General features: G+C 72.5%; 16 protein-coding genes. 7 read left to right on the top strand and 9 right to left on the bottom strand.

The annotated features are described in order from the left end of the window. Window positions 1-89: 89 nt before the first annotated feature. Complete coding sequence (locus AB0C35_RS29020) at window positions 90-482, bottom strand: nuclear transport factor 2 family protein (protein WP_358462395.1); 393 nt, start codon at window positions 480-482, stop codon at window positions 90-92. Window positions 483-655: 173 nt separating this feature from the next. Here AB0C35_RS29020 and AB0C35_RS29015 point away from each other — a divergent pair, with 173 nt between their 5' ends. Next, window positions 656-1501, top strand: a complete 846-nt coding sequence (locus tag AB0C35_RS29015; RefSeq protein ID WP_358462392.1) for an LLM class F420-dependent oxidoreductase — start codon at window positions 656-658, stop codon at window positions 1499-1501. A gap of 13 nt (window positions 1502-1514) precedes the next feature. On the opposite strand, the gene AB0C35_RS29010 is transcribed toward AB0C35_RS29015, so the two are convergent. The 6 genes from AB0C35_RS29010 to AB0C35_RS28985 form a co-directional block, all read right to left on the bottom strand. Then, window positions 1515-2489: a trypsin-like peptidase domain-containing protein gene (locus AB0C35_RS29010; protein WP_358462389.1), complete on the bottom strand. Its 975-nt coding sequence runs from the start codon at window positions 2487-2489 to the stop codon at window positions 1515-1517. A gap of 169 nt (window positions 2490-2658) precedes the next feature. Then, window positions 2659-3543: a sigma-70 family RNA polymerase sigma factor gene (locus AB0C35_RS29005; RefSeq protein ID WP_358462386.1), complete on the bottom strand. Its 885-nt coding sequence runs from the start codon at window positions 3541-3543 to the stop codon at window positions 2659-2661. 162 nt (window positions 3544-3705) lie between these two features. Next, a complete protein-coding gene (locus AB0C35_RS29000; protein WP_358462383.1) occupies window positions 3706-4518 on the bottom strand; it encodes a hypothetical protein in 813 nt (270 codons plus the stop codon). After that, on the bottom strand, window positions 4508-5470 hold the full coding sequence (locus AB0C35_RS28995; protein ID WP_358462380.1) for an ABC transporter ATP-binding protein: 963 nt from the start codon (window positions 5468-5470) through the stop codon (window positions 4508-4510). Before AB0C35_RS28995 ends, AB0C35_RS29000 begins: the two co-directional genes overlap by 11 nt. After that, window positions 5467-6030, bottom strand: coding sequence for a hypothetical protein (locus AB0C35_RS28990; RefSeq protein WP_358462377.1), 564 nt, complete (start codon window positions 6028-6030; stop codon window positions 5467-5469). Before AB0C35_RS28990 ends, AB0C35_RS28995 begins: the two co-directional genes overlap by 4 nt. Then, the gene (locus tag AB0C35_RS28985; RefSeq protein WP_358462374.1) at window positions 6027-6773 is read right to left on the bottom strand and encodes a hypothetical protein; all 747 of its coding nucleotides are present in this window, start codon (window positions 6771-6773) and stop codon (window positions 6027-6029) included. Before AB0C35_RS28985 ends, AB0C35_RS28990 begins: the two co-directional genes overlap by 4 nt. A gap of 442 nt (window positions 6774-7215) precedes the next feature. On the opposite strand from AB0C35_RS28985, the gene AB0C35_RS28980 reads away from it, so the two are divergent. After that, window positions 7216-10017 (top strand): LuxR C-terminal-related transcriptional regulator, encoded by a 2802-nt coding sequence (locus tag AB0C35_RS28980; protein WP_358462371.1) that lies wholly within the window; start codon window positions 7216-7218, stop codon window positions 10015-10017. A gap of 40 nt (window positions 10018-10057) precedes the next feature. On the opposite strand, the gene AB0C35_RS28975 is transcribed toward AB0C35_RS28980, so the two are convergent. Together AB0C35_RS28975 and AB0C35_RS28970 are read right to left on the bottom strand one after the other, a co-directional pair. Then, window positions 10058-10753 (bottom strand): response regulator transcription factor, encoded by a 696-nt coding sequence (locus AB0C35_RS28975; protein ID WP_358462368.1) that lies wholly within the window; start codon window positions 10751-10753, stop codon window positions 10058-10060. Continuing rightward, the gene (locus tag AB0C35_RS28970; RefSeq protein WP_358462365.1) at window positions 10750-11910 is read right to left on the bottom strand and encodes a histidine kinase; all 1161 of its coding nucleotides are present in this window, start codon (window positions 11908-11910) and stop codon (window positions 10750-10752) included. Before AB0C35_RS28970 ends, AB0C35_RS28975 begins: the two co-directional genes overlap by 4 nt. 280 nt (window positions 11911-12190) lie before the next feature. Here AB0C35_RS28970 and efeO point away from each other — a divergent pair, with 280 nt between their 5' ends. The 5 genes from efeO to AB0C35_RS28945 all read left to right on the top strand — a co-directional run bounded on the left by efeO (window position 12191) and on the right by AB0C35_RS28945 (window position 17893). Next, the gene (gene efeO, locus AB0C35_RS28965) at window positions 12191-13333 is read left to right on the top strand and encodes an iron uptake system protein EfeO (RefSeq protein ID WP_358462362.1); all 1143 of its coding nucleotides are present in this window, start codon (window positions 12191-12193) and stop codon (window positions 13331-13333) included. 11 nt (window positions 13334-13344) lie between these two features. Then, a complete protein-coding gene (gene efeB / locus AB0C35_RS28960) occupies window positions 13345-14649 on the top strand; it encodes an iron uptake transporter deferrochelatase/peroxidase subunit (protein ID WP_358462359.1) in 1305 nt (434 codons plus the stop codon). Further along, a complete protein-coding gene (efeU, locus tag AB0C35_RS28955) occupies window positions 14649-15512 on the top strand; it encodes an iron uptake transporter permease EfeU (RefSeq protein ID WP_358462356.1) in 864 nt (287 codons plus the stop codon). The genes efeB and efeU overlap by 1 nt, the downstream gene beginning before the upstream one ends. 243 nt (window positions 15513-15755) lie before the next feature. Further along, window positions 15756-16862 (top strand): DegT/DnrJ/EryC1/StrS family aminotransferase, encoded by a 1107-nt coding sequence (locus AB0C35_RS28950; RefSeq protein ID WP_358462353.1) that lies wholly within the window; start codon window positions 15756-15758, stop codon window positions 16860-16862. Further along, window positions 16859-17893 (top strand): Gfo/Idh/MocA family oxidoreductase, encoded by a 1035-nt coding sequence (locus AB0C35_RS28945; RefSeq protein WP_358462350.1) that lies wholly within the window; start codon window positions 16859-16861, stop codon window positions 17891-17893. Before AB0C35_RS28950 ends, AB0C35_RS28945 begins: the two co-directional genes overlap by 4 nt. Window positions 17894-17910 lie beyond the last annotated feature (17 nt).

The raw sequence follows: 17910 nt of genomic DNA, 5'->3' as shown, positions 1-17910 counted from the left end.
GTCCAGGCTCCCGTAATTTCGGACATGTCAACCGACCGAAACGAAATACAGTTCAACACCAGAAATGTCAGTAAATCGGCAGGTCGCGGTCAGCCCGCCGCCAGGTCGCGCTCGACCTGCTCGAATTCCGCCGCCATGGCGTCGGCCAGGGCCCGGGCCGCCGACAGCGGCCGGACCATGACGGTCAGGTCCTCGATCAGGCCTTCGTCGTTCATTGTCAGGAAGTCGCAGCCGCTGATCGTCAGCTCGCCGACCCTGGCCTCGAAGAGCAGCGCGTGGTCGCGGCCGCCCACGTCGTTGATCTCCCGGATGTAGCGGATGTCGGTGAAGACCCGCAGGACGGCGCGCAGGATCGCCGTGGTGACGGGCTTGCCGGCGTACGGCTTGAAGACCACCGGGCTGGTGAAGACGACGTCGTCGGACAGCAGGGCCTCGATCGCGCCGTGGTCGCCCGCCTCGGCGGCCGCTCGGAACGGATGCATGCACTCACCTTGATAGTCATATTGTTGACTAGACAGTAACCAGAATACTGGCAGGTCCGGGCACCGGGCGCCACTGGCCGCGAGGAGTGCGTCGCTTCTCCCGCGGGTGAGCGTTCACGATCCGCGGGGAGTCCCCTGGCCCGACTCCTAGAACACGTTCTAGTATCGACGCCATGCGCCATGGCATCGTGCTCTTCACCAGTGACAGGGGCATCACGCCCGCCGCCGCGGCGAAGGCCGCAGAGGAGAACGGGTTCCACACGTTCTACGTGCCCGAGCACACGCACATCCCGGTCAAGCGCGATGCCGCGCACCCCGGCACGGGTGACGAGTCTCTCCCGGACGACCGCTACATGCGCACGCTGGACCCCTGGGTGTCGCTGGCGACCGCGGCCACCGTCACGTCGTCCATCCGGCTCGCGACGGCCGTGGCGCTCCCGGTGGAGTCGGACCCGATCACCCTCGCCAAGGCCATCGCCACGCTCGACCACCTGTCGGGCGGCCGCGTCACGATCGGTGCCGGATTCGGCTGGAACACCGACGAGCTCGCCGACCACCACGTCCCGGCCGGCAAGCGCCGCACGGTCCTGCGGGAGTACGTGGAGGCGATGCGGGCGCTGTGGACGGAGGAGCAGGCGTCCTACGCCGGGGAGTTCGTCTCCTTCGGCCCGTCCTGGGCCTGGCCCAAGCCGGTCCAGCCGCACATCCCGCTGCTGATCGGCGCCGGCGGCGGCCCGAAGACGTTCGCGTGGATCGCCGCCAACGCCGACGGCTGGATGACCACCCCGATCGAGCAGGACATCCTGCCCAAGGCCACCGCCCTGCGGGCCGCATGGGACGACGCCGGCCGCGCCGGTCGGCCGGAGATCTCCGTCCTGGCCGCCACGCGCCCGTCGGCCGAGGACATGGCGGCCTGGGAGCAGGCGGGCGTCACCGAGATCATCTGGGGCCTCCCGGACAAGCCCGAGGACGAGGTCGTCGCCTTCCTCGGCCGCCACGCCGGCCGCCTCGGCCTCTAGACCGGCCGCGGGGTCAGCGCAGGAGCCGCCGGGCCCCCGCCCGCGCCCGGTCCGCGGGGATCGCGAAACCGATGCCGATCGAGCCGCCGCCTCCGCCGCGCATCAGCGTCGCGATCGCCGTGTTCACCCCGATGACCTCGCCGCGCGCGTTGACGAGCGGGCCGCCGGAGTTGCCGGGGTTGATGGACGCGTCGGTCTGCACGGCGGTGCCCGCGCCGCCCTCGCCCAGCCGCACCTGGCGGTTCAGCGCGCTGACGATGCCGCCGGTGACGGTGCCCTGCAGGCCCAGCGGGGAGCCGAGCGCGATGACGGGGTCGCCGACCCGCACGTCCGCGAAGCGGCCGAACGTCAGCGGCTCCGGGCTCCGCCCGGCGGGGATCGCCACCACCGCCAGGTCGAGGGCGCTGTCGGAGCCCACCACCCGCGCCGCGACGCGGCTCCGGTCGGCCAGCACCACGGTGACCCGGCCGCCGTCCTCGACGACGTGCGCATTGGTCAGCACGTGCCCCTGCCGGTCGATCACGAACCCGGACCCGGTGCCGCGCGCGTTCCCCGCCTCCACCTCGATCGACACCACGCTCGCCTGCACCCGCGCCGCGACGTCGCTGAGGTCGCCGGACCCGGCGTTCACCGGCCCGGCGGTGGACTCGGCCAGGCTCGTGAGCGGGCCGCCGGCGGTCACCCGCCCCGCGACGGCCCCGGCCAGGCCACCGGCCAGCAGCGCCGCGAGCACGGCCGCGACGACGGCCCGGCCGGGGCCGCCCCGGCGGTCGCGGCGCGGCTCGTCGTAGTCGGGCAGCGCCCACGGATCGGACGGCGGCGGCAGCCTGAACGGATCGTCCTGCGGCCACGTACGAGGGGGCGGAGGCGACAGGAAGTCGGTCCCGCGAGCATCGCCCAGGCCGTAGCGGACGTCGTCGCGGAGACCGTACTGGGCAGTGTCCCGCCCCATGCCGTACCGGGAATCAGCCTGCGGTGGATAGCTCATGAGGCTCCTCACGCTCATCTCTCACTAGTGAGTACTCCGCTCCGCTGCGTTTCGTTCAGGCAGGGAGCCGGGAGGGCGTGAGAACGGCGTCGCCGACCAGACCGCGACACGACGCCGTACACAGGGACGGCCGGCCGTGGCAGCACTTACGGGGAGGCCGACGCGGGGCTCAGCTGACCCAGGTGAGCAGCGGCTCACCGTGCCGCGGGTCGCGCAGCTGCGCCAAAGCCTGCTTCTCGAGCTGGCGGACCCGTTCGCGGGTGAGGCCGATCCTGTCGGCGATGTCCTGGAGGGTGTGCGGGCGGCCGTCGCTGAGGCCGTACCGCAGCGTGAGGATCAGCGCCTCGCGGGGCGGCAGCCGGTCGACCATCGACCGCAGCTCCTCCGCCAGCTGCTGGAACTCCACCAGGTCCGGCGCCGCGACGGCGCCGGGATCGGCGATCAGGTCACCGACCCTGGTGTCCTCGTCCTCGCCGACGACCGTGTCCAGGCTGATGGCGTCGCGGCCGACGCGCCGCAGCGCGACGATCTTCTCGACGGGCTCTCCGGCCTCGGCGGCGACCCGCTCGTCGGTCGGCTCGGTGCCGGCCCGCTCCAGCGCGCGTTCGATCCGGGCGAGCTTGGACAGGTCCTCGACGACGTGCGCGGGGAGCCGCACGGTCCGGGCCTTCTCGGCGAGGCCGCGCCCGATGGCCTGCCGGATCCACCACATCGCGTAGGTGGAGAACTTGTATCCCTTGGCGTAGTCGAACTTCTCGACCGCATGGATCAGCCCGAGGTTGCCCTCCTGGACGAGGTCGAGGAACGACAGCCCGCGATGGGGGAACTTGCGTGCGGCCGCCACCACCAGCCGCAGATTCGCCCGGATCATGTGATCCTTGGCCAGCATCCCGTCCCGGGCGACCGCCTCCAGTTCGGCACGCCCGGCCTGCGTCTCCCCGCTGTCCAGAAGGTGACGCGCGTACACCCCCGCCTCGATCCGCCTGGCGAGCTCGACCTCCTCGTCGGCGGTCAGCAGCGGCGTCCGGCCGATCTGCGTGAGGTACTGGCCCACCAGATCAGGCTCGTTCTCCGGCCCATGGGGCTCGGAACGGTGATTCTTCATAACCTCAGCCGCCTCACGGCCTCCCCCTACGGCCCGATGCGTCCTGCAGGGCCGATCCCATACCCCGTGGGATCGATGACAATCCCGGCCGCGGGCACGCGGGCGCGGGGTTCACAGGTCGCGGCGGCGTAGGAGGAATCCGGCGGCGATCGCGAAGACGAGCAGGTACGCGGTGAGGACCAGGCTCGCCTGGGCCGGGCCGGTGAGCTCGGCCACGGCCGGGGTGTCCTCCCGCGCGCCGAGGGAGGCGGCGAGCGACCCCGCCGCGCCGCCTGGCAGCCACGCCTGGAGGGCGTCCACCCAGTCCAGCAGCGGCGCGGCCAGCCCGCTGATCAGGTTCTGCACGGCGAGCATCCACACCAGCCCGATCCCCACGGGCAGGGCGACGGCGCGGAGCGCGACGGCCAGGAACACCCCGAGCAGGGCCCACATGGACGTGATGAGCCACGCGGCGCCTAGGCCCTCGGCGACGCCGGACGCGGCGGGCCACGCGACGGCGCCGCCCTCCGCGGTCGTGACGGCCAGGCTGGCCGCCGCGCTCACCGCGAAGAGGACGACCACGAGGACGAGGCAGCCCAGCGCCGCCGTCACCACCTTGGCCAGGAACACGCGGATCCTGGACGGCTGCTGGACGAGGATCGTCTTCCAGACGTCCCACGCGTAGTCGCTCCCGGCGATGAGGACCCCGTGAATGAGCGCCAGCGCACCGATGAACGCGGGCATCCCGCCGATGGCCGAACCGGCGAAGTTGCCGGTGAGCATCGGCGTGAGATCCGACCCGGGGCCTTCGGTGGCGCCCTTGTACCCGGCGTAGGGGATGACGTAGGCGAACGTCACGGTCAACGCGATGGCGGTCGCGAGGAGCAGCCAATTGGCCGCGCGGCGTGCCTGAACGCCGATCTCGGCATGGATGTCAGGAAACATGGCCATTCCCTCCGACGTTGCCATTCCCTTCGGGGGCGGCGTTCCCTTGGACGGCGCCGTTCCCTTCGGTGAGTTCGAGGAAGACCTCCTCGAGGTCGGGCTGGTGCCAGCGCAGTTCGCTGACGGCGATGCCCTCGGCGACGAGCGCGCGGTTGATGGCCGGGGCCATCCCGGCGTCCACGGAGAGGTGGAGGTCCGCGTCGGACCGGCGGACGGCGCCCGGGCCGACCAGCCTGCCGAGCTTGTCCTGGGCGCGTTCGAGCGGGTCGGCGCGCACCGACAGCCGTCCGGCGCCGCCGAGTTCGCCGATGGGCCGCTCCGAGACGAGCCGGCCGCGATGGATGATCCCCACCCGGTCGCAGATCAGCCGGACCTCGGTCAGCAGGTGGCTGCTGAGCAGCACGGTGCAGCCGTCCTCGGCGAGCCTGCGGATCGTCCGGCGCATGTCGGCCATGCCGACCGGGTCCAGGCCGTTGGTCGGCTCGTCGAGGACGAGCAGTTCGGGGCGTTTGAGCAGCGCGGCGGCCAGGCCGAGCCGCTGCTTCATCCCGAGCGAGTAGGTGGCGTACCGGTCCTTGGCACGCTGGTCGAGGTCGACGAGTTCGAGGATCTCGGTGACGCGTTCGCGAGACACCCGTGCCCGGCGCGCCAGCGCCCGCAGGTTCTCCTGCCCGGACAGGTACGGGTAGAACGCCGGCCCCTCGATGAGGGCGCCGACCCGGCCGAGCGCCGGCGAGGGCCACGCCCGGCCGTTGTCCCCGAGGATGCTGAGCGAGCCCGCGGTGGGGCGCACGAGCCCGAGGAGCATGCGCAGCGTCGTGGTCTTCCCGGCGCCGTTCGGGCCGAGGAACCCGTAGACCTCGCCGGTCCGCACGTGCAGGTCCAGGCCGTCCACGGCGACGAGGGAGCCGTACCGCTTGGTCAGCCCGCTGGTGGTCAATGCCGTCGTCATCGGGGTCCGCCTTCCTTGCGTGCGCGGCGGATCCGGCCCCACGGCTTGGCCACGGCGAGCACGGTCGCGAGCGTCAGAGTCGTCAGCGACACCGCCGGCGGGAAGAACAGGTTCGAGACGTCCGTCGGCTCGGGCACGCCGGTGCCGAGGCTCCGGCCGTACTCGCCGACCTCGTCCATTCCCGGCTGCAGAGCCACCAGGATGAGGGCGCACAAAGTGAGGTTGAGGGCGAGCTTGATGGCGACCCACCAGTAGCGCAGCAGCCCCCATCGCGTGCCGAGGCCCAGGATGATCCCGGTGATCAGGCAGACCAGGCCCGAGGTCAGCATCGGCCAGACGACGAAGGCCGCCAGCGCCTCATAGGCCAGGCCGCGCACCTCGTCGGACGTTCCGAACCGTCCCGTGAGGACCAGGACCGCCACCATGACGTCGATCCCGATCCAGGCGCCGGCCGAAACGATATGGACGACGAGCGTCGCCTTGCGCCATTTCTTGCCGAGCCGGAACAGGCCCTCCTGCCGCCGGGTCGCGGACGGCGATCTGGTCAGTGCGGCGGTCATGATTCCCCCTGGGGCGAGAGGACGGTCATGGTCCGGGGTCCGCGTGCGGCCGGCCACGTCCCCCGTGAGAGGCCGCGGGTCACGCTGACGGCCGCGCTGATCGTCCAGATCATGCCCAGCAGGCGGCCGAGCAGGATGAGGGCGGCGCCCTCGAACACCACGATGGAGATCAGGGACGCGACGGCCGGGACCGCGACCACCCAGGCGAACCCCCGGACGCCCTTGCCGAACCCCGGCATCCGCGACGCCAGCAGGACGAAGACGCCGAGCGCCACCACGTGCGCGGTCCCGCCGGCGATGAAGTTCGCCGTGCGCAGCACCGACACCGTGTCGACCGACGCCGACGAGGCGACGGCGGCCAGCGTCCAGGACAGCACGCTGGACGCGGCCATGAGCGCGACGGCCCCGTACCCCCAGGCGCGGGCCCTGCCCGCGATCCTTTCCCGCTCCGGACCCGCGGCCGCGCGGACCAGACCCTGCACGAACAACGCCAGGAACGCCACCGACAGCAGCTGGCAGACGCCCGTGGCCACCGCCGCGGCCGCGTTGCCGGCGTACCACGCCCGGGTCTCCGCGGCCGGGTCGTTGGGAAGCGGGAGCGCGTCGGAGGCCAGGCTCGGCGTGACGAAGCTGACGCTCAGGTAGAACACCAGGAAGGCGATCGAGCCCGCGAGGAGCCGCCATGCGGCCCCGCCGCCCTGCGGCCGCGAGCCGTGCGCGAGAGATCGTTCGTTTGCCGCCATCTCTTCATGCCTTTCTTCATCGGTCTTCATCGTCTTCATCGGTCTTTCACGGGCCTGCACTGGTCGTCCTCGGTCTTCCTCGGGACGGACTGCCGAGCGATCGACCGCTTTCGAAGCTGACTCCATGGCCGGCCGCCGGACATCGCCCAAGTGGCCATTCCGTCCCGTCCACACGAGCCCGTCCCGTCTCCACACGACGACGATCCCGCTTCGCAGCCCGGATGCCGTCCGTTGCGCGTCGACACTTCGGGTACGCCACGCGGTGCACGCCGGCGCCCGCCCGTACGGTCCGCGTCGTACCGTCGGCCAGATGGGCAGGGGCGGCGGTGGTGCCGGCCGAATGGCCGACGCGCCGCCGGGGCCGGGAGTACGTCCCCGGGCGTACGCCCGAGTACGTCCGGCAGCGGACGCCGCAGCCGGGAGGAACCCCGACCGTGTGGTCATGAGCGGACGCATCGGCGGCCGTGCGGCCCCGGGGGGAGAGGACGGTGCACCGGTGAGCGACGTGGCCCGCCCCCCGGAGGAGCTGACCAGCTTCGTCGGCCGTGAGGCCGAACTGGCGGAGGTGACGGGGCTGATCGCGCAGCGGCGGCTGGTGACGCTGACCGGCGTCGGCGGCTGCGGCAAGACGCGGCTCGCCGCGCGGGTCGCGGACCGGGCCGGCCCGTCCTGGCAGGACGGGACGAGGTTCGTCGACCTGGGGCCGGTCACCGACCCGTCGCTGGTCCCCGCGACCGTGGCATCGGCCGTCGGCGTCGCCGTCGAACCCGGCGGTGACCAGATGGGCAGGCTGGCCGCCCAGCTGCACGGGCGGCGGCTGCTGATCTGGCTCGACACCTGTGAACACCTCCTGGACGCGGTGGGCGAACTCGTGGCCGCCCTGCTCACGCGATCACCGGGGACCTCCGTGCTGGCGACCAGCCGCGAGCCGCTCGGGATCGCGGGGGAGATGGTCTGGCGTGTGCCGTCCCTGCGGCCGGACGAGGCGGCGCGGCTGTTCGCCGAACGCGCGACCTTGGTCGCGCCCGGCTTCGACGCCGATCGTGCGGGAGAGCACGTCGCCGCGGTCTGCGCCCGCGTCGACCACCTGCCGCTCGCCATCGAGCTGGCCGCCGCCTGGGTGCGCGCGCTCACCCCGGTACAGATCGACAGGGGCCTCGACGACTCGTTCCGCCTGCTCGTCGGCGGTCCTCGCAACGCGGTGGCGCGCCACCAGACCTTGCAGGCGTCGATGGCGTGGAGTCACGCGCTGCTGGACGATGAAGAACGGCGTCTGTTCCGGCGCGTGTCCGTCTTCGCCGGCGCGTTCACGCTCGAAGCCGCCCGAGCCGTCGCCGGCGACGACACGGGCGCGGGCGGCTCCGGCCTCCCGGACACGCTCGTCCTCGTGAGCCGGCTGCTGGACGCCTCCCTGGTGACCGTCCGGGAGGTCGGCGGGGAACTGCGGTACCGCATGCTGGACACCGTCCGCCAGTTCGCCGGCGCCGAGCTTCGCGCCGCCGGGGAGGCCGAGGCGGTCCGCGACCGCCACCTGGACTACTTCCTCGCCCTCGCCGAGGAAGCCGAGGCCGGGATGGACGTCGACCAGGACCGGTGGCGGATCGTCCTCGAAGGTCACCGGCCCGACATCGGCGCCGCGTTGCGGTGGGGCCTGTCCCAGCCGCCCTCCCCGCCGCCCGGTCAGGCGGATCGCGGCCGGAGACTCGCGGCGGCGATGGCGCGCCAGTGGCTCGTCCACGGGCACATCGGGGACGGGCTCCAGATGCTGGAGTCGGCCGCCGGGCTCGCTCCCCGGGAGGAGTCCGCCCTCCAGGCCCGGCTGTACGCCGGCCAGACGATGCTCGGGATGGCCGCCGGCCGCCTCACACTGGTGACCGAGGCCGCACGGCGCGGGGCGCGGATCGCCGAGCTCGCCGGCGACGAGCCGACCCGGGCCCGCTGCCTGGCGTTCGGCGCCTTCCGGGAGTTCTTCTCCGACTTCGAGCGCTGCGAGGAGCAGACCCGTGCTGCGCAGTCGGCCGCCGAGAACGCCGGCGAGCCCTTCGGACGTGACTGGGCCGCCACGGTGGAGGCCTACTCACTCCTGGCCCGGAACCGCAACGAAGAGGCCGTCGCCGTGGCACGTCCGGCGTTCTACCGCAGCCGGAGCCGGAACGACAGGTTCTGCGCCGCGTTCGCCCGGGGGGTGGAGATCTTCACCCTACTGCTCGGCGGCGACGTCCCCGCCGCGGTCGCCGTCGGGCGCGAGGTGGTCGACATGGCCCGGCCTCTGCGCGACTACTTCGCCGTGGGCACGCTCACCTGCAACGCGGCCTACGCGCTCGCGATGTCCGGCGCGCTGGAGGAGGCGCGCACGCTCATGGAGCCGATCGTGGGATCGCTGGACACCGCCCGCGAGGCGGACGTGGTCGGCTTCATGGTGCCTTACGGGCTCGTCCACCTCTGGGAAGGGCGCCTGGACGAGGCGGTGGAGTGGTTCGAGAAGGGAGTGGCCCGTCTCGGGGAGCACGGCAGGGACTGGACGGCCGCCCGCTGCTTCCCCGGACTGGTCGGTGCCCTGCGCCGGTCGGGCAGGCGCGAAGAGGCGGCGCTCCGCGTCCGCCAGGGGCTACGCCAGCTGCGGGCGTTCGGCGGCTGGTACGAGTACGCGGACGCCCTCGACGAACACGGCAGGCTGGTCGCCGGGGACGATCCGGCCAAGGCACGGGAACTGCATGTGCAGGCACTCGTGGCACGCCGGGACAACGGTGTCCGGCTGGGCTACGCCGACAGCCTCGACGCGCTCGCGCGCCTGGCCGCCGAGGCCGGAGACGCCGAGGAGGCCGCGCGGCTCTGCGGCGCCGGGGAGAGCGCCAGGTCGGCCATGGGGTATCCGCGCCACCAGGTGGACCGGCGGACCCACGAAGAAATGATCAAGGCGGTGCGCGCGGCGGTCGAGGAGGCGAGGTTCCGCGCGGCGTGGGAAGAGGGCGCGGCCGCCGACCTGGACGTCCTGGTCGCCGCCCGCACCCGCGGCAGGGGCACGCGCACCCAGGCGCCCGGTCTCCTCGGCGCCCTCACCCCCACCGAACTGGACGTGGCCCGGCTCGCCGGCGACGGGCTGTCGAACCCGCAGATCGCGGAACGGCTCTACATGAGCCGCAGCACGGTCAAGGCGCACCTCGCCCGCATGTACGCCAAGCTCGGCTTGTCCAACCGCACCGAGCTGGCGACCCTTCTCCGCAGCGAGATGGACGGCGGCTGATCGTGCCGCCTCAATTGCAGTGCCGCCTCAATCCGCAGGGTCAAAGGAGCCCGGACTGATAGGCGACCACCACGAGCTGCGCACGGTCCCGCACCTCGAGCTTCGTCATGGCCCGGCTGACATGGGTGCGCGCGGTGGCGGGGCTGAGCACGAGCCGTTCGGCGATCTCATGGTTGTTGAGCCCCTGGGCCACCAGGACGAGGATCTCGCGTTCCCGCTCGGTGAGCCGGCCGAGCCGGGGATGGGGGACGGCCGAGCGAGGCGACAGCCCGGTGAACTCGCGGATGAGGGTCCGGGTCACCGTCGGGGAAAGGAGCGCACCGCCGTCGGCGACGGTGCGGACCGCGTCGAGCAGCTGGGCGGGCGGAGTGTTCTTCAGCAGGAATCCGCTGGCACCCCGGCGGAGTGCGTCGAAGACGTACTCGTCGTGTTCGAAGGTGGTCAGCACGATCACCCGCGTGCCGGCCAGGTCGGGGTGCGCGGTGATCCGGCCGGTGGCGGCGAGCCCGTCGATACCGGGCATCCGGATGTCCATCAGCACCACGTCCGGCCGTGCCCGCACCGCCTCCTCGACCGCCGCCAGCCCGTCGCCGGCCTCCCCGGCCACCGTGAAACCGGGTTCCTGCTCGAACAGGGCCCGCAGGCCGAGCCGCACCAGATCCTGGTCGTCGACGATCAGCACCGACAGCGGTCCCGGCACCGCCTGCCCGTCTCCGCCGCCGTGTTCGGTCGTCACTCCGCCTCCACAGGGATCTCGGCGCGCACCACGAACCTGGTGCCGTCGCCGTCCGGTCCCGCGGCGAACCGGCCGCCGAGGTGTTCCACGCGACGCCGCATGCCGGTCACGCCGAGTCCCTCGGCGACGGGAGCGCAGGCTGCCAGGTCCTGGTTCGCCACCCGGACGCCGATGCTGGAGCCGCCGTAGGCGATGCTCACCTCGGCCTTCGGATGGGCGGAGTGTTTCACCACATTGGTCAGGGCCTCCTGCAGTACCCGGTAGGCCGCGAGGTCGACGGCGGGCGGCAGGCGGCGGACTCGCCCGCGGACGGCGAGGTCGACGCTCACCCCTGCCGCCTCCACCCTGTCCCGCAGATCCTCGACCAGCGCCAGGCCAGGGCTCGGAGCGCGCGTGGCGGCATCGGCTCCCGCGGCGCCGGACCCGCCGTCACCGGCGGGGTGGATGGACGCCAACGCGGCCCGGAGTTCGTCCAGTGCCTCGGAGCTGGCCCGGCTTATCGCGGTCAGCGCCCGGGTCGACTGCGCCGGATCGCGGTCGCGCAGGTGCAGGGCGATGTCGGCCTGCATCTGGATCGCGGCGAGCCCGTGACCGACCACGTCGTGCACCTCCTGGGCGACCCTGAGCCGTTCGGCGTCGACGAGCCGCCGATCGGCCTCGGCGCGCTCGCGGACCCGGCCGGTGACCACCACCCTGCGGGCGGCGCCCGCGGCGTACGGGATCGCCACCCACGCCAGCAGCGGCGGCAGGCTGGAGAACCCCGGCAGCGAGGCCGGATGGGTCAGCGCGTGGCGGGCCAGCACCAGGAAGACGCCCGCCGACATCAGCAGCGCGGTGACCGCGCCGACCCGGCGGGCGGCGCCGTAGACCGCCACGGCCAGGGAGAACATGATGGGGCCGTACGGGTAACTCAGCATCAGATAGGTCGCGGTCGCCGCTGCCGCCACGACCAGCACGGGCATGGGCCACCGGTGCCGCCCCGCGGTGGCGGCACCGGCCACCGTGATGCAGATCAACGAGACGGCGTCGACGGGCCGGTCGGCGTCGCTGAACCCGTCCTGCACGGGCGCCGAGATCAGTCCGGCCCCCACCAGCGCGGCCGCCACTCCCGCGTCCGCCCACGCGTGCAGTCGTTGACGGTGACTCAGGACGGTCATCGCTGGATGGTCCTTCCACGCGCTGGCCTGGCCCGTCCACTTTGCCGCCCGTCAGGGCGGTCGCACATCAGCACCGCGCGGTATCGGCCGCTACGCCGCGGGACGTACGGCGGATCGGGCCGGCGGAGTTCGCGGAGCGGCGCCCACACCACCGGCCCCGGCCAGGCCGGAATGCCGGATCCGGACAGGCACCTGGATATCTTAGGTAAAGCTAAGCTAAATTAGGCTCGCCTAATTTGCCGGCGAGGTGCTTCCCCGCCCGATCGTCCTGGAGCCGAGCATGAAAGCCGTCCGTCATCTCCGAAGCTGCGCGGCCGTCGTGGCCGCTCTCGTGGCGCTCGTGAGCGTCCCCGGCTGTGCGGAGAAAGGCGGCGGCGGATCGGACGTGATCCAGGTCACCGCCGGCGACACCGAGTGCGAGGTGTCGCGCACGGAGTTCCCGGCCGGGCACGTCCAGCTGCACGTGGAGAACAAGGGCTCCAAGGTCACCGAGGTCTACATCTACGCGCCCGGCGACCGGATCGTCACCGAGCGGGAGAACATCGGGCCGGGCACCACGGCCGACATCACCGCCGAGGTCAAGGCCGGGTCGTACGAGATCGCCTGCAAGCCCGGCATGAAGGGCGACGGCATCCGGCAGAAGGTGACCGCCACCGGCCAGGGCTCGGTCAAGGCGCAGGACCCGCGCCTGGACCGCGCCGTCGCCGAGTACCGCAAGTACGCGCAGGCGCAGGCCGACGAGACCCTGCCCAAGGCGGAGAAGTTCGCCGCCGCCGTCAAGGCGGGCGACGTCGAGGGCGCCAAGAAGACCTACGCGCTGTCCCGCGTCGGCTGGGAGCGCACCGAGCCGGTCGCCGAGTCGTTCGGCGACATCGACCCCAAGGTCGACGTCCGTGAGGACGGCCTCGAACAGGGCCAGAAGTGGACCGGCTGGCACCGCCTGGAGAAGGCGCTGTGGCAGGACGGCAAGATCGGCGACGAGGAGAAGAAGCTCGCCGACCAGCTCATCACCGACCTGCGGGACTGGCAGAAGCGCGTCGGCACCGCCGAGATCACCGCGACCGGCATGGCCAACGGCGCGAAGGAACTGCTGGACGAGGTCGCCACCGGCAAGGTCACCGGCGAGGAAGAGCGCTACAGCCACACCGACCTCATCGACTTCCACGCCAACGTCGAGGGCGCCAAGAAGGCCTACGACCTGCTCAAGCCGGTGGTGACCGAAAAGGAGCCGGCGCTCGCCAAGGAGCTGGACACGCAGTTCGCGGCGCTGTTCGACCTGCTCGGCAAGTACCGCGACGAGGACCGCCCCGCCGGCTTCGTCGCCTACGACACCGTCGGCGACGACGACCGCAAGAAGCTGTCGGACGGGGTCAACGCCCTGGCCGAGCCGCTGTCGAAGCTGGCCGCCGCCGTCGCGAAGTGAGGGAGGCCGCGATGAGCCCCCGAGGCCCTGAACGTCCCCAAGGCCCTGGCTCTCCCCAAGGCCCCGAATCTCCGGACAAGGGCGAGTCGAGGACGTTCTCGCGCCGGGCCCTGCTCGGCTGGGGCGGGGCGGGCCTGGCGATCGGCGTGACCGCCTCCGGCGGTGCCGCCGCGGCCGCGATCGGCATCGCCGACGACGCTCCGGCCGGGGAGGCCGTCCCGTTTCACGGCGCACACCAGGCGGGGATCGCCACACCCGTCCAGGACCGGATGCACTTCGCCGCGTTCGACGTCACCACCGGCGACCGCGACGAGCTGATCGCCCTGCTCAAGAAGTGGACGCGGGCCGCGGAGGAGATGACGGCCGGGCGGGCGGTCGGCGGCGGCGCGGTCGGCGGCCCGCCCGAGGCCCCGCCCGACGACACCGGCGAGGCGCTGGGACTCAAACCGTCCCGGCTGACCCTCACCGTCGGCTTCGGGCCCACCCTTTTCACCAAGGACGGCAAGGACCGGTTCGGGATCGCCTCCCGCCGCCCGCCCGCGCTGATCGACCTGCCGACGTTCGCCGGCGACAACCTCGACCCGGCGCGCAGCGGCGGCGACCTGTGCGTCCAGGCGTGCGCCGACGATCCGCAGGTCGCCGTGCACGCCGTCCGCAACCTGGCCCGCATCGGCTTCGGCGAGGTGACGGTGCGCTGGTCGCAGCTCGGGTTCGGCAAGACCTCGTCGACCACCCCCGAAGCGCAGACCCCGCGCAACCTGCTGGGTTTCAAGGACGGAACGCGCAACATCTCCGGTACCGACACGGCCGCGCTGAACGAGCACGTGTGGGCGTCGCCGGAGGACGGCCCGGCCTGGATGGCCGGGGGCTCCTACCTGGTCGCGCGCAGGATCGCGATGCGGATCGAGACCTGGGACCGCACCTCCCTCACGGAACAGGAGGCCATCTTCGGCCGCACCAAGGGCGAGGGCGCGCCGATCGGCAAGAAGCGCGAACACGACGAGCCGAACCTGAACGCGATGCTGCCCGACGCGCACGTACGGCTGGCGCACCCCGACGCCAACAAGGGGGCGCGGCTCCTGCGGCGCGGCTACTCCTACACCGACGGCACCGACGGCCTGGGACGCCTCGACGCGGGGCTGTTCTTCCTGGCCTACCAGCGCGACATCCGCCGCGGGTTCCTGCCGGTGCAGACGAGCCTCGCCCGCATCGACGCCCTCAACGAGTACATCCAGCACGTCGGCTCGGCGGTCTTCGCGATCCCGCCCGGGGTCCGGGACGCGGCCGGCTGGTGGGGCAAGGAGCTGTTCTCCTGATGTTCGCCAACTATCTGATCGGGCTGCGGGAGGGCCTGGAGGCCAGCCTCATCGTCTGCATCCTGGTCGCGTACCTGGTCAAGACCGAGCGGCGGGACGCGCTGCGGCCCATTTGGGCGGGCGTGGCCATCGCGGTCGGGATCAGCCTCGCCTTCGGCGCGATCCTGCAGTACGGGACGACGACGCTGACGTTCGAGGCGCAGGAGCTCCTCGGCGGCACCCTGTCGATCATCGCGGTGGGCCTGGTGACCTGGATGGTTTTCTGGATGCGGCGCACCGCCCGGCACCTGAAGGCCGAACTGCACGGCAAGCTCGACCAGGCCCTCGTCATGGGCACCACCGCCCTGGTGGTCACGGCGTTCCTGGCCGTCGGCCGGGAAGGGCTGGAGACCGCGCTGTTCATCTGGTCGGCGGTACAGGCCACCGGCGACGGGGTGCGCCCGCTGGCCGGCGCGGCGCTCGGCCTGGCCACGGCGGTGCTGCTCGGCTGGCTGTTCTACCGCGGCGCCCTGAAGATCAACCTGGCCCGCTTCTTCACGTGGACGGGCGCGATGCTGGTGGTCGTGGCCGCCGGTGTGCTCGCCTACGGCTTCCACGACCTCCAGGAGGCGCGTTTCCTGCCGGGCCTCGGCACCAAGGCGTTCGACGTCAGCGACGCGATCCCGCCGGGCAGCTGGTACGGGACCCTGCTCAAGGGCACGATCAACTTCCAGCCCGACCCCACGGTGCTGCAGGTGGTGGTGTGGACGCTGTACGTCGTCCCCGTGCTGACCCTGTTCCTGCTGCCGAGCAGGAGCAAACCCGCCCCCGCACAGCCGGCGCCCGCCACCACCGACCCGACCGCGACGAAGCCCTCCGCCTGATCCGAGGCCGTCTTCGCTCGGACGCCGAGCGCCGGTAACGGGCAGGACACCGGCCGAGCCACGATGAGAACGGCGTGGTCAGAGGTGTGTGGATTAACACGTACGCAGAGGGTATGTCGGCAGTGACGTTCGGTGACCGTGTTGATCCGATGCGGTGCGGGTTGGGTCGCGGTGCATGCGGGCGCACGGTTCGCCGGATGTGCAGGGAAGTCGTGCACGGTCACGGCCGATAGGAGTCTGCTCATGCCCGTGGAAGCCGAGGAGCCGATCCCCGCGGCGAGTCCTGTTATCGGCGATGCGGAGATCGAGGCGGTGGTTCGCGTGCTGCGCGGCGGACGGGTCGTGCAGGGGCCCGAGGTCGCCGCGTTCGAGGAGGAGTTCGCCGGGCTGGTCGCCGGGCGGCACTGCGTCGCGGTCAACTCGGGGACGTCCGCGCTGTATCTGGCGCTGCTGGCGCTGGGCATCGGCCCGGGTGACGAGGTGATCGTGCCGTCGTTCACGTTCGCGGCCACCGCCAACGTCGTGCGGCTGGTGGGTGCCGAGCCCGTGTTCGCCGACATCGAGGCGGGGTCGTTCTGTCTCGATCCGGACGCCGCCGCGGCGGCGGTCGGGCCGCGTACGGCGGCGATCATGCCTGTCCATCTGTACGGGCATCCGGCGGCGATGGACCGGCTCGTCCCGCTCGCCGAGAGGCACGGTCTCGCGGTCGTGGAGGACGCGGCGCAGGCGCATGGCGCCGCGCTGCGCGGCACTCCGGCCGGTGCTCTGGGCACGGCCGGCTGCTTCAGCTTCTACCCGACCAAGAACATGCACGCTCTGGAGGGCGGCATGGTCACCACGGCGGACGCGGAGACGGCGCGGACGTTGCGGCTGCTGCGCAATCAGGGCATGGAGCAGCGGTACGCGAACGAGGTCGTCGGCATGAACGCGCGGCTGACGGACGTGGCCGCGGCCGTTGGGCGTGAGCAGTTGAAGCGCCTCACGGATTGGACGCGGCGGCGGCGCGCCAACGCCGCGTTCCTGGACGCGAAGATCGCCGGTGCGGTGGCGCCGCCGGTCGCGGCCGGTGCGCGGCACGTCTACCACCAGTACACGGTCCGGGTCCGCGGCCGGGACGGGGTGCGGCGGCATCTGGCCGAGCGGTGCGTGGGCAGCGCCGTCTACTATCCGACGCCCGTTCACCGGCTCGCGCCGTTCCTGCGGGACGGGCGGCCGGATCCGCGCTGGGACCTGCCCGAGACCGACCGCGCGGCGGCGGAGGTGCTGTCGCTGCCGGTGCATCCCGGCCTCACCGGGGAGGAGCTGATCCGGGTGGCGGACGCGGTGAACGAGGCCGGAGGGGCCCCGTGACCGCGCTGCGCGCGGGCCTGGTCGGGCTGGGGGCGATGGGCCGCAACCATGCCCGGGTGCTGTCCGCGCTGGACGGCGTGGAGCTGGCCGGGGTCGTGGACCCGGCGGGTCGGCCGGAGATCGCCCCGCACGGGCCGCCACTCCTGGGCTCCCTGGACGAGCTGCTCGCGCTCGGAATCGACTACGCGGTGGTGGCCTGCCCGACGGCGTTGCACGAGGAGGTCGGGCTGCGGCTGGCCGAGGCCGGCGTGGCCGCGCTGATCGAGAAGCCGCTGGCGGACTCGGTGGCGGCGGCGGAGCGGCTGGCGACGGCGTTCGAGTCGCGCGGCCTGGTCGCGGGCGTCGGGCACATCGAGCGGTACAACCCGGCGTTGCAGAGCCTGCGGGCCCGGCTGGAGGCGGGGGAGCTGGGTGAGGTGTTCCAGGTGGTCACCCGTCGGCAGGGGCCGTTCCCGCACCGGATCGCCGACGTCGGGGTCGTCAAGGACCTCGCCACGCACGACATCGACCTGACCACGTGGGTCACCGGCCAGGACTACGTGTCGATCTCCGCGCACACGGTGGCGCGCAGCGGGCGCCCGCACGAGGACATGGTCGCCGCCGTCGGCCGTCTCGCGGACGACTCGATGGTCAGCCACCTGGTGAACTGGCTGAGCCCGCTCAAGGAGCGCACCACGGTCGTCACCGGGGAGCGCGGCTGCTGCGTGGCCGACACCCTCACCGCCGACCTGACGTTCTACGCGAACGGCGAGTTCGGCACCCAGTGGGAGGCGCTGCGGACGTTCGTCGGCGTCTCGCAGGGCGACATGATCCGGTACGCGATCCCGAAGCCGGAGCCGCTGCTGACCGAGCATGAGCGGTTCAGGGACGCCGTCCGCGCGGGCACCGGAGCGGCGGTCGGTCCCGCCGGGGACATCGTGACGCTGCGGCAGGGGCTGCGCACCGTGCAGGTCTCGGCGGCCGTCCTGGAGTCGGCGAAGGTCGGCGGGACGGTCTCGCTGCAGGACGGGGAGGTGCTGGGTGCCGGCTGACCGCGAACCGTCCGGCC

It is taken from the genome of Spirillospora sp. NPDC048819, from assembly GCF_040650055.1.
In the GTDB taxonomy this organism is placed as follows: Bacteria; Actinomycetota; Actinomycetes; order Streptosporangiales; family Streptosporangiaceae; genus Spirillospora.
The sequence above is the reverse complement of the archived record's forward strand: the minus strand, read 5'-3'. Positions and strand labels throughout refer to the sequence as shown.

Coding starts and splice junctions, on each gene's coding strand:
- AB0C35_RS29020 (WP_358462395.1), bottom strand. CDS start 482: ATGCATCCGTTCCGAGCGGCCGCCGAGGCGGGCGACCACGGCGCGATC.
- AB0C35_RS29015 (WP_358462392.1), top strand. CDS start 656: ATGCGCCATGGCATCGTGCTCTTCACCAGTGACAGGGGCATCACGCCC.
- AB0C35_RS29010 (WP_358462389.1), bottom strand. CDS start 2,489: ATGAGCTATCCACCGCAGGCTGATTCCCGGTACGGCATGGGGCGGGAC.
- AB0C35_RS29000 (WP_358462383.1), bottom strand. CDS start 4,518: ATGTTTCCTGACATCCATGCCGAGATCGGCGTTCAGGCACGCCGCGCG.
- AB0C35_RS28995 (WP_358462380.1), bottom strand. CDS start 5,470: ATGACGACGGCATTGACCACCAGCGGGCTGACCAAGCGGTACGGCTCC.
- AB0C35_RS28990 (WP_358462377.1), bottom strand. CDS start 6,030: ATGACCGCCGCACTGACCAGATCGCCGTCCGCGACCCGGCGGCAGGAG.
- AB0C35_RS28985 (WP_358462374.1), bottom strand. CDS start 6,773: ATGGCGGCAAACGAACGATCTCTCGCGCACGGCTCGCGGCCGCAGGGC.
- AB0C35_RS28980 (WP_358462371.1), top strand. CDS start 7,216: ATGAGCGGACGCATCGGCGGCCGTGCGGCCCCGGGGGGAGAGGACGGT.
- AB0C35_RS28970 (WP_358462365.1), bottom strand. CDS start 11,910: ATGACCGTCCTGAGTCACCGTCAACGACTGCACGCGTGGGCGGACGCG.
- efeO (WP_358462362.1), top strand. CDS start 12,191: ATGAAAGCCGTCCGTCATCTCCGAAGCTGCGCGGCCGTCGTGGCCGCT.
- efeB (WP_358462359.1), top strand. CDS start 13,345: ATGAGCCCCCGAGGCCCTGAACGTCCCCAAGGCCCTGGCTCTCCCCAA.
- efeU (WP_358462356.1), top strand. CDS start 14,649: ATGTTCGCCAACTATCTGATCGGGCTGCGGGAGGGCCTGGAGGCCAGC.
- AB0C35_RS28950 (WP_358462353.1), top strand. CDS start 15,756: ATGCCCGTGGAAGCCGAGGAGCCGATCCCCGCGGCGAGTCCTGTTATC.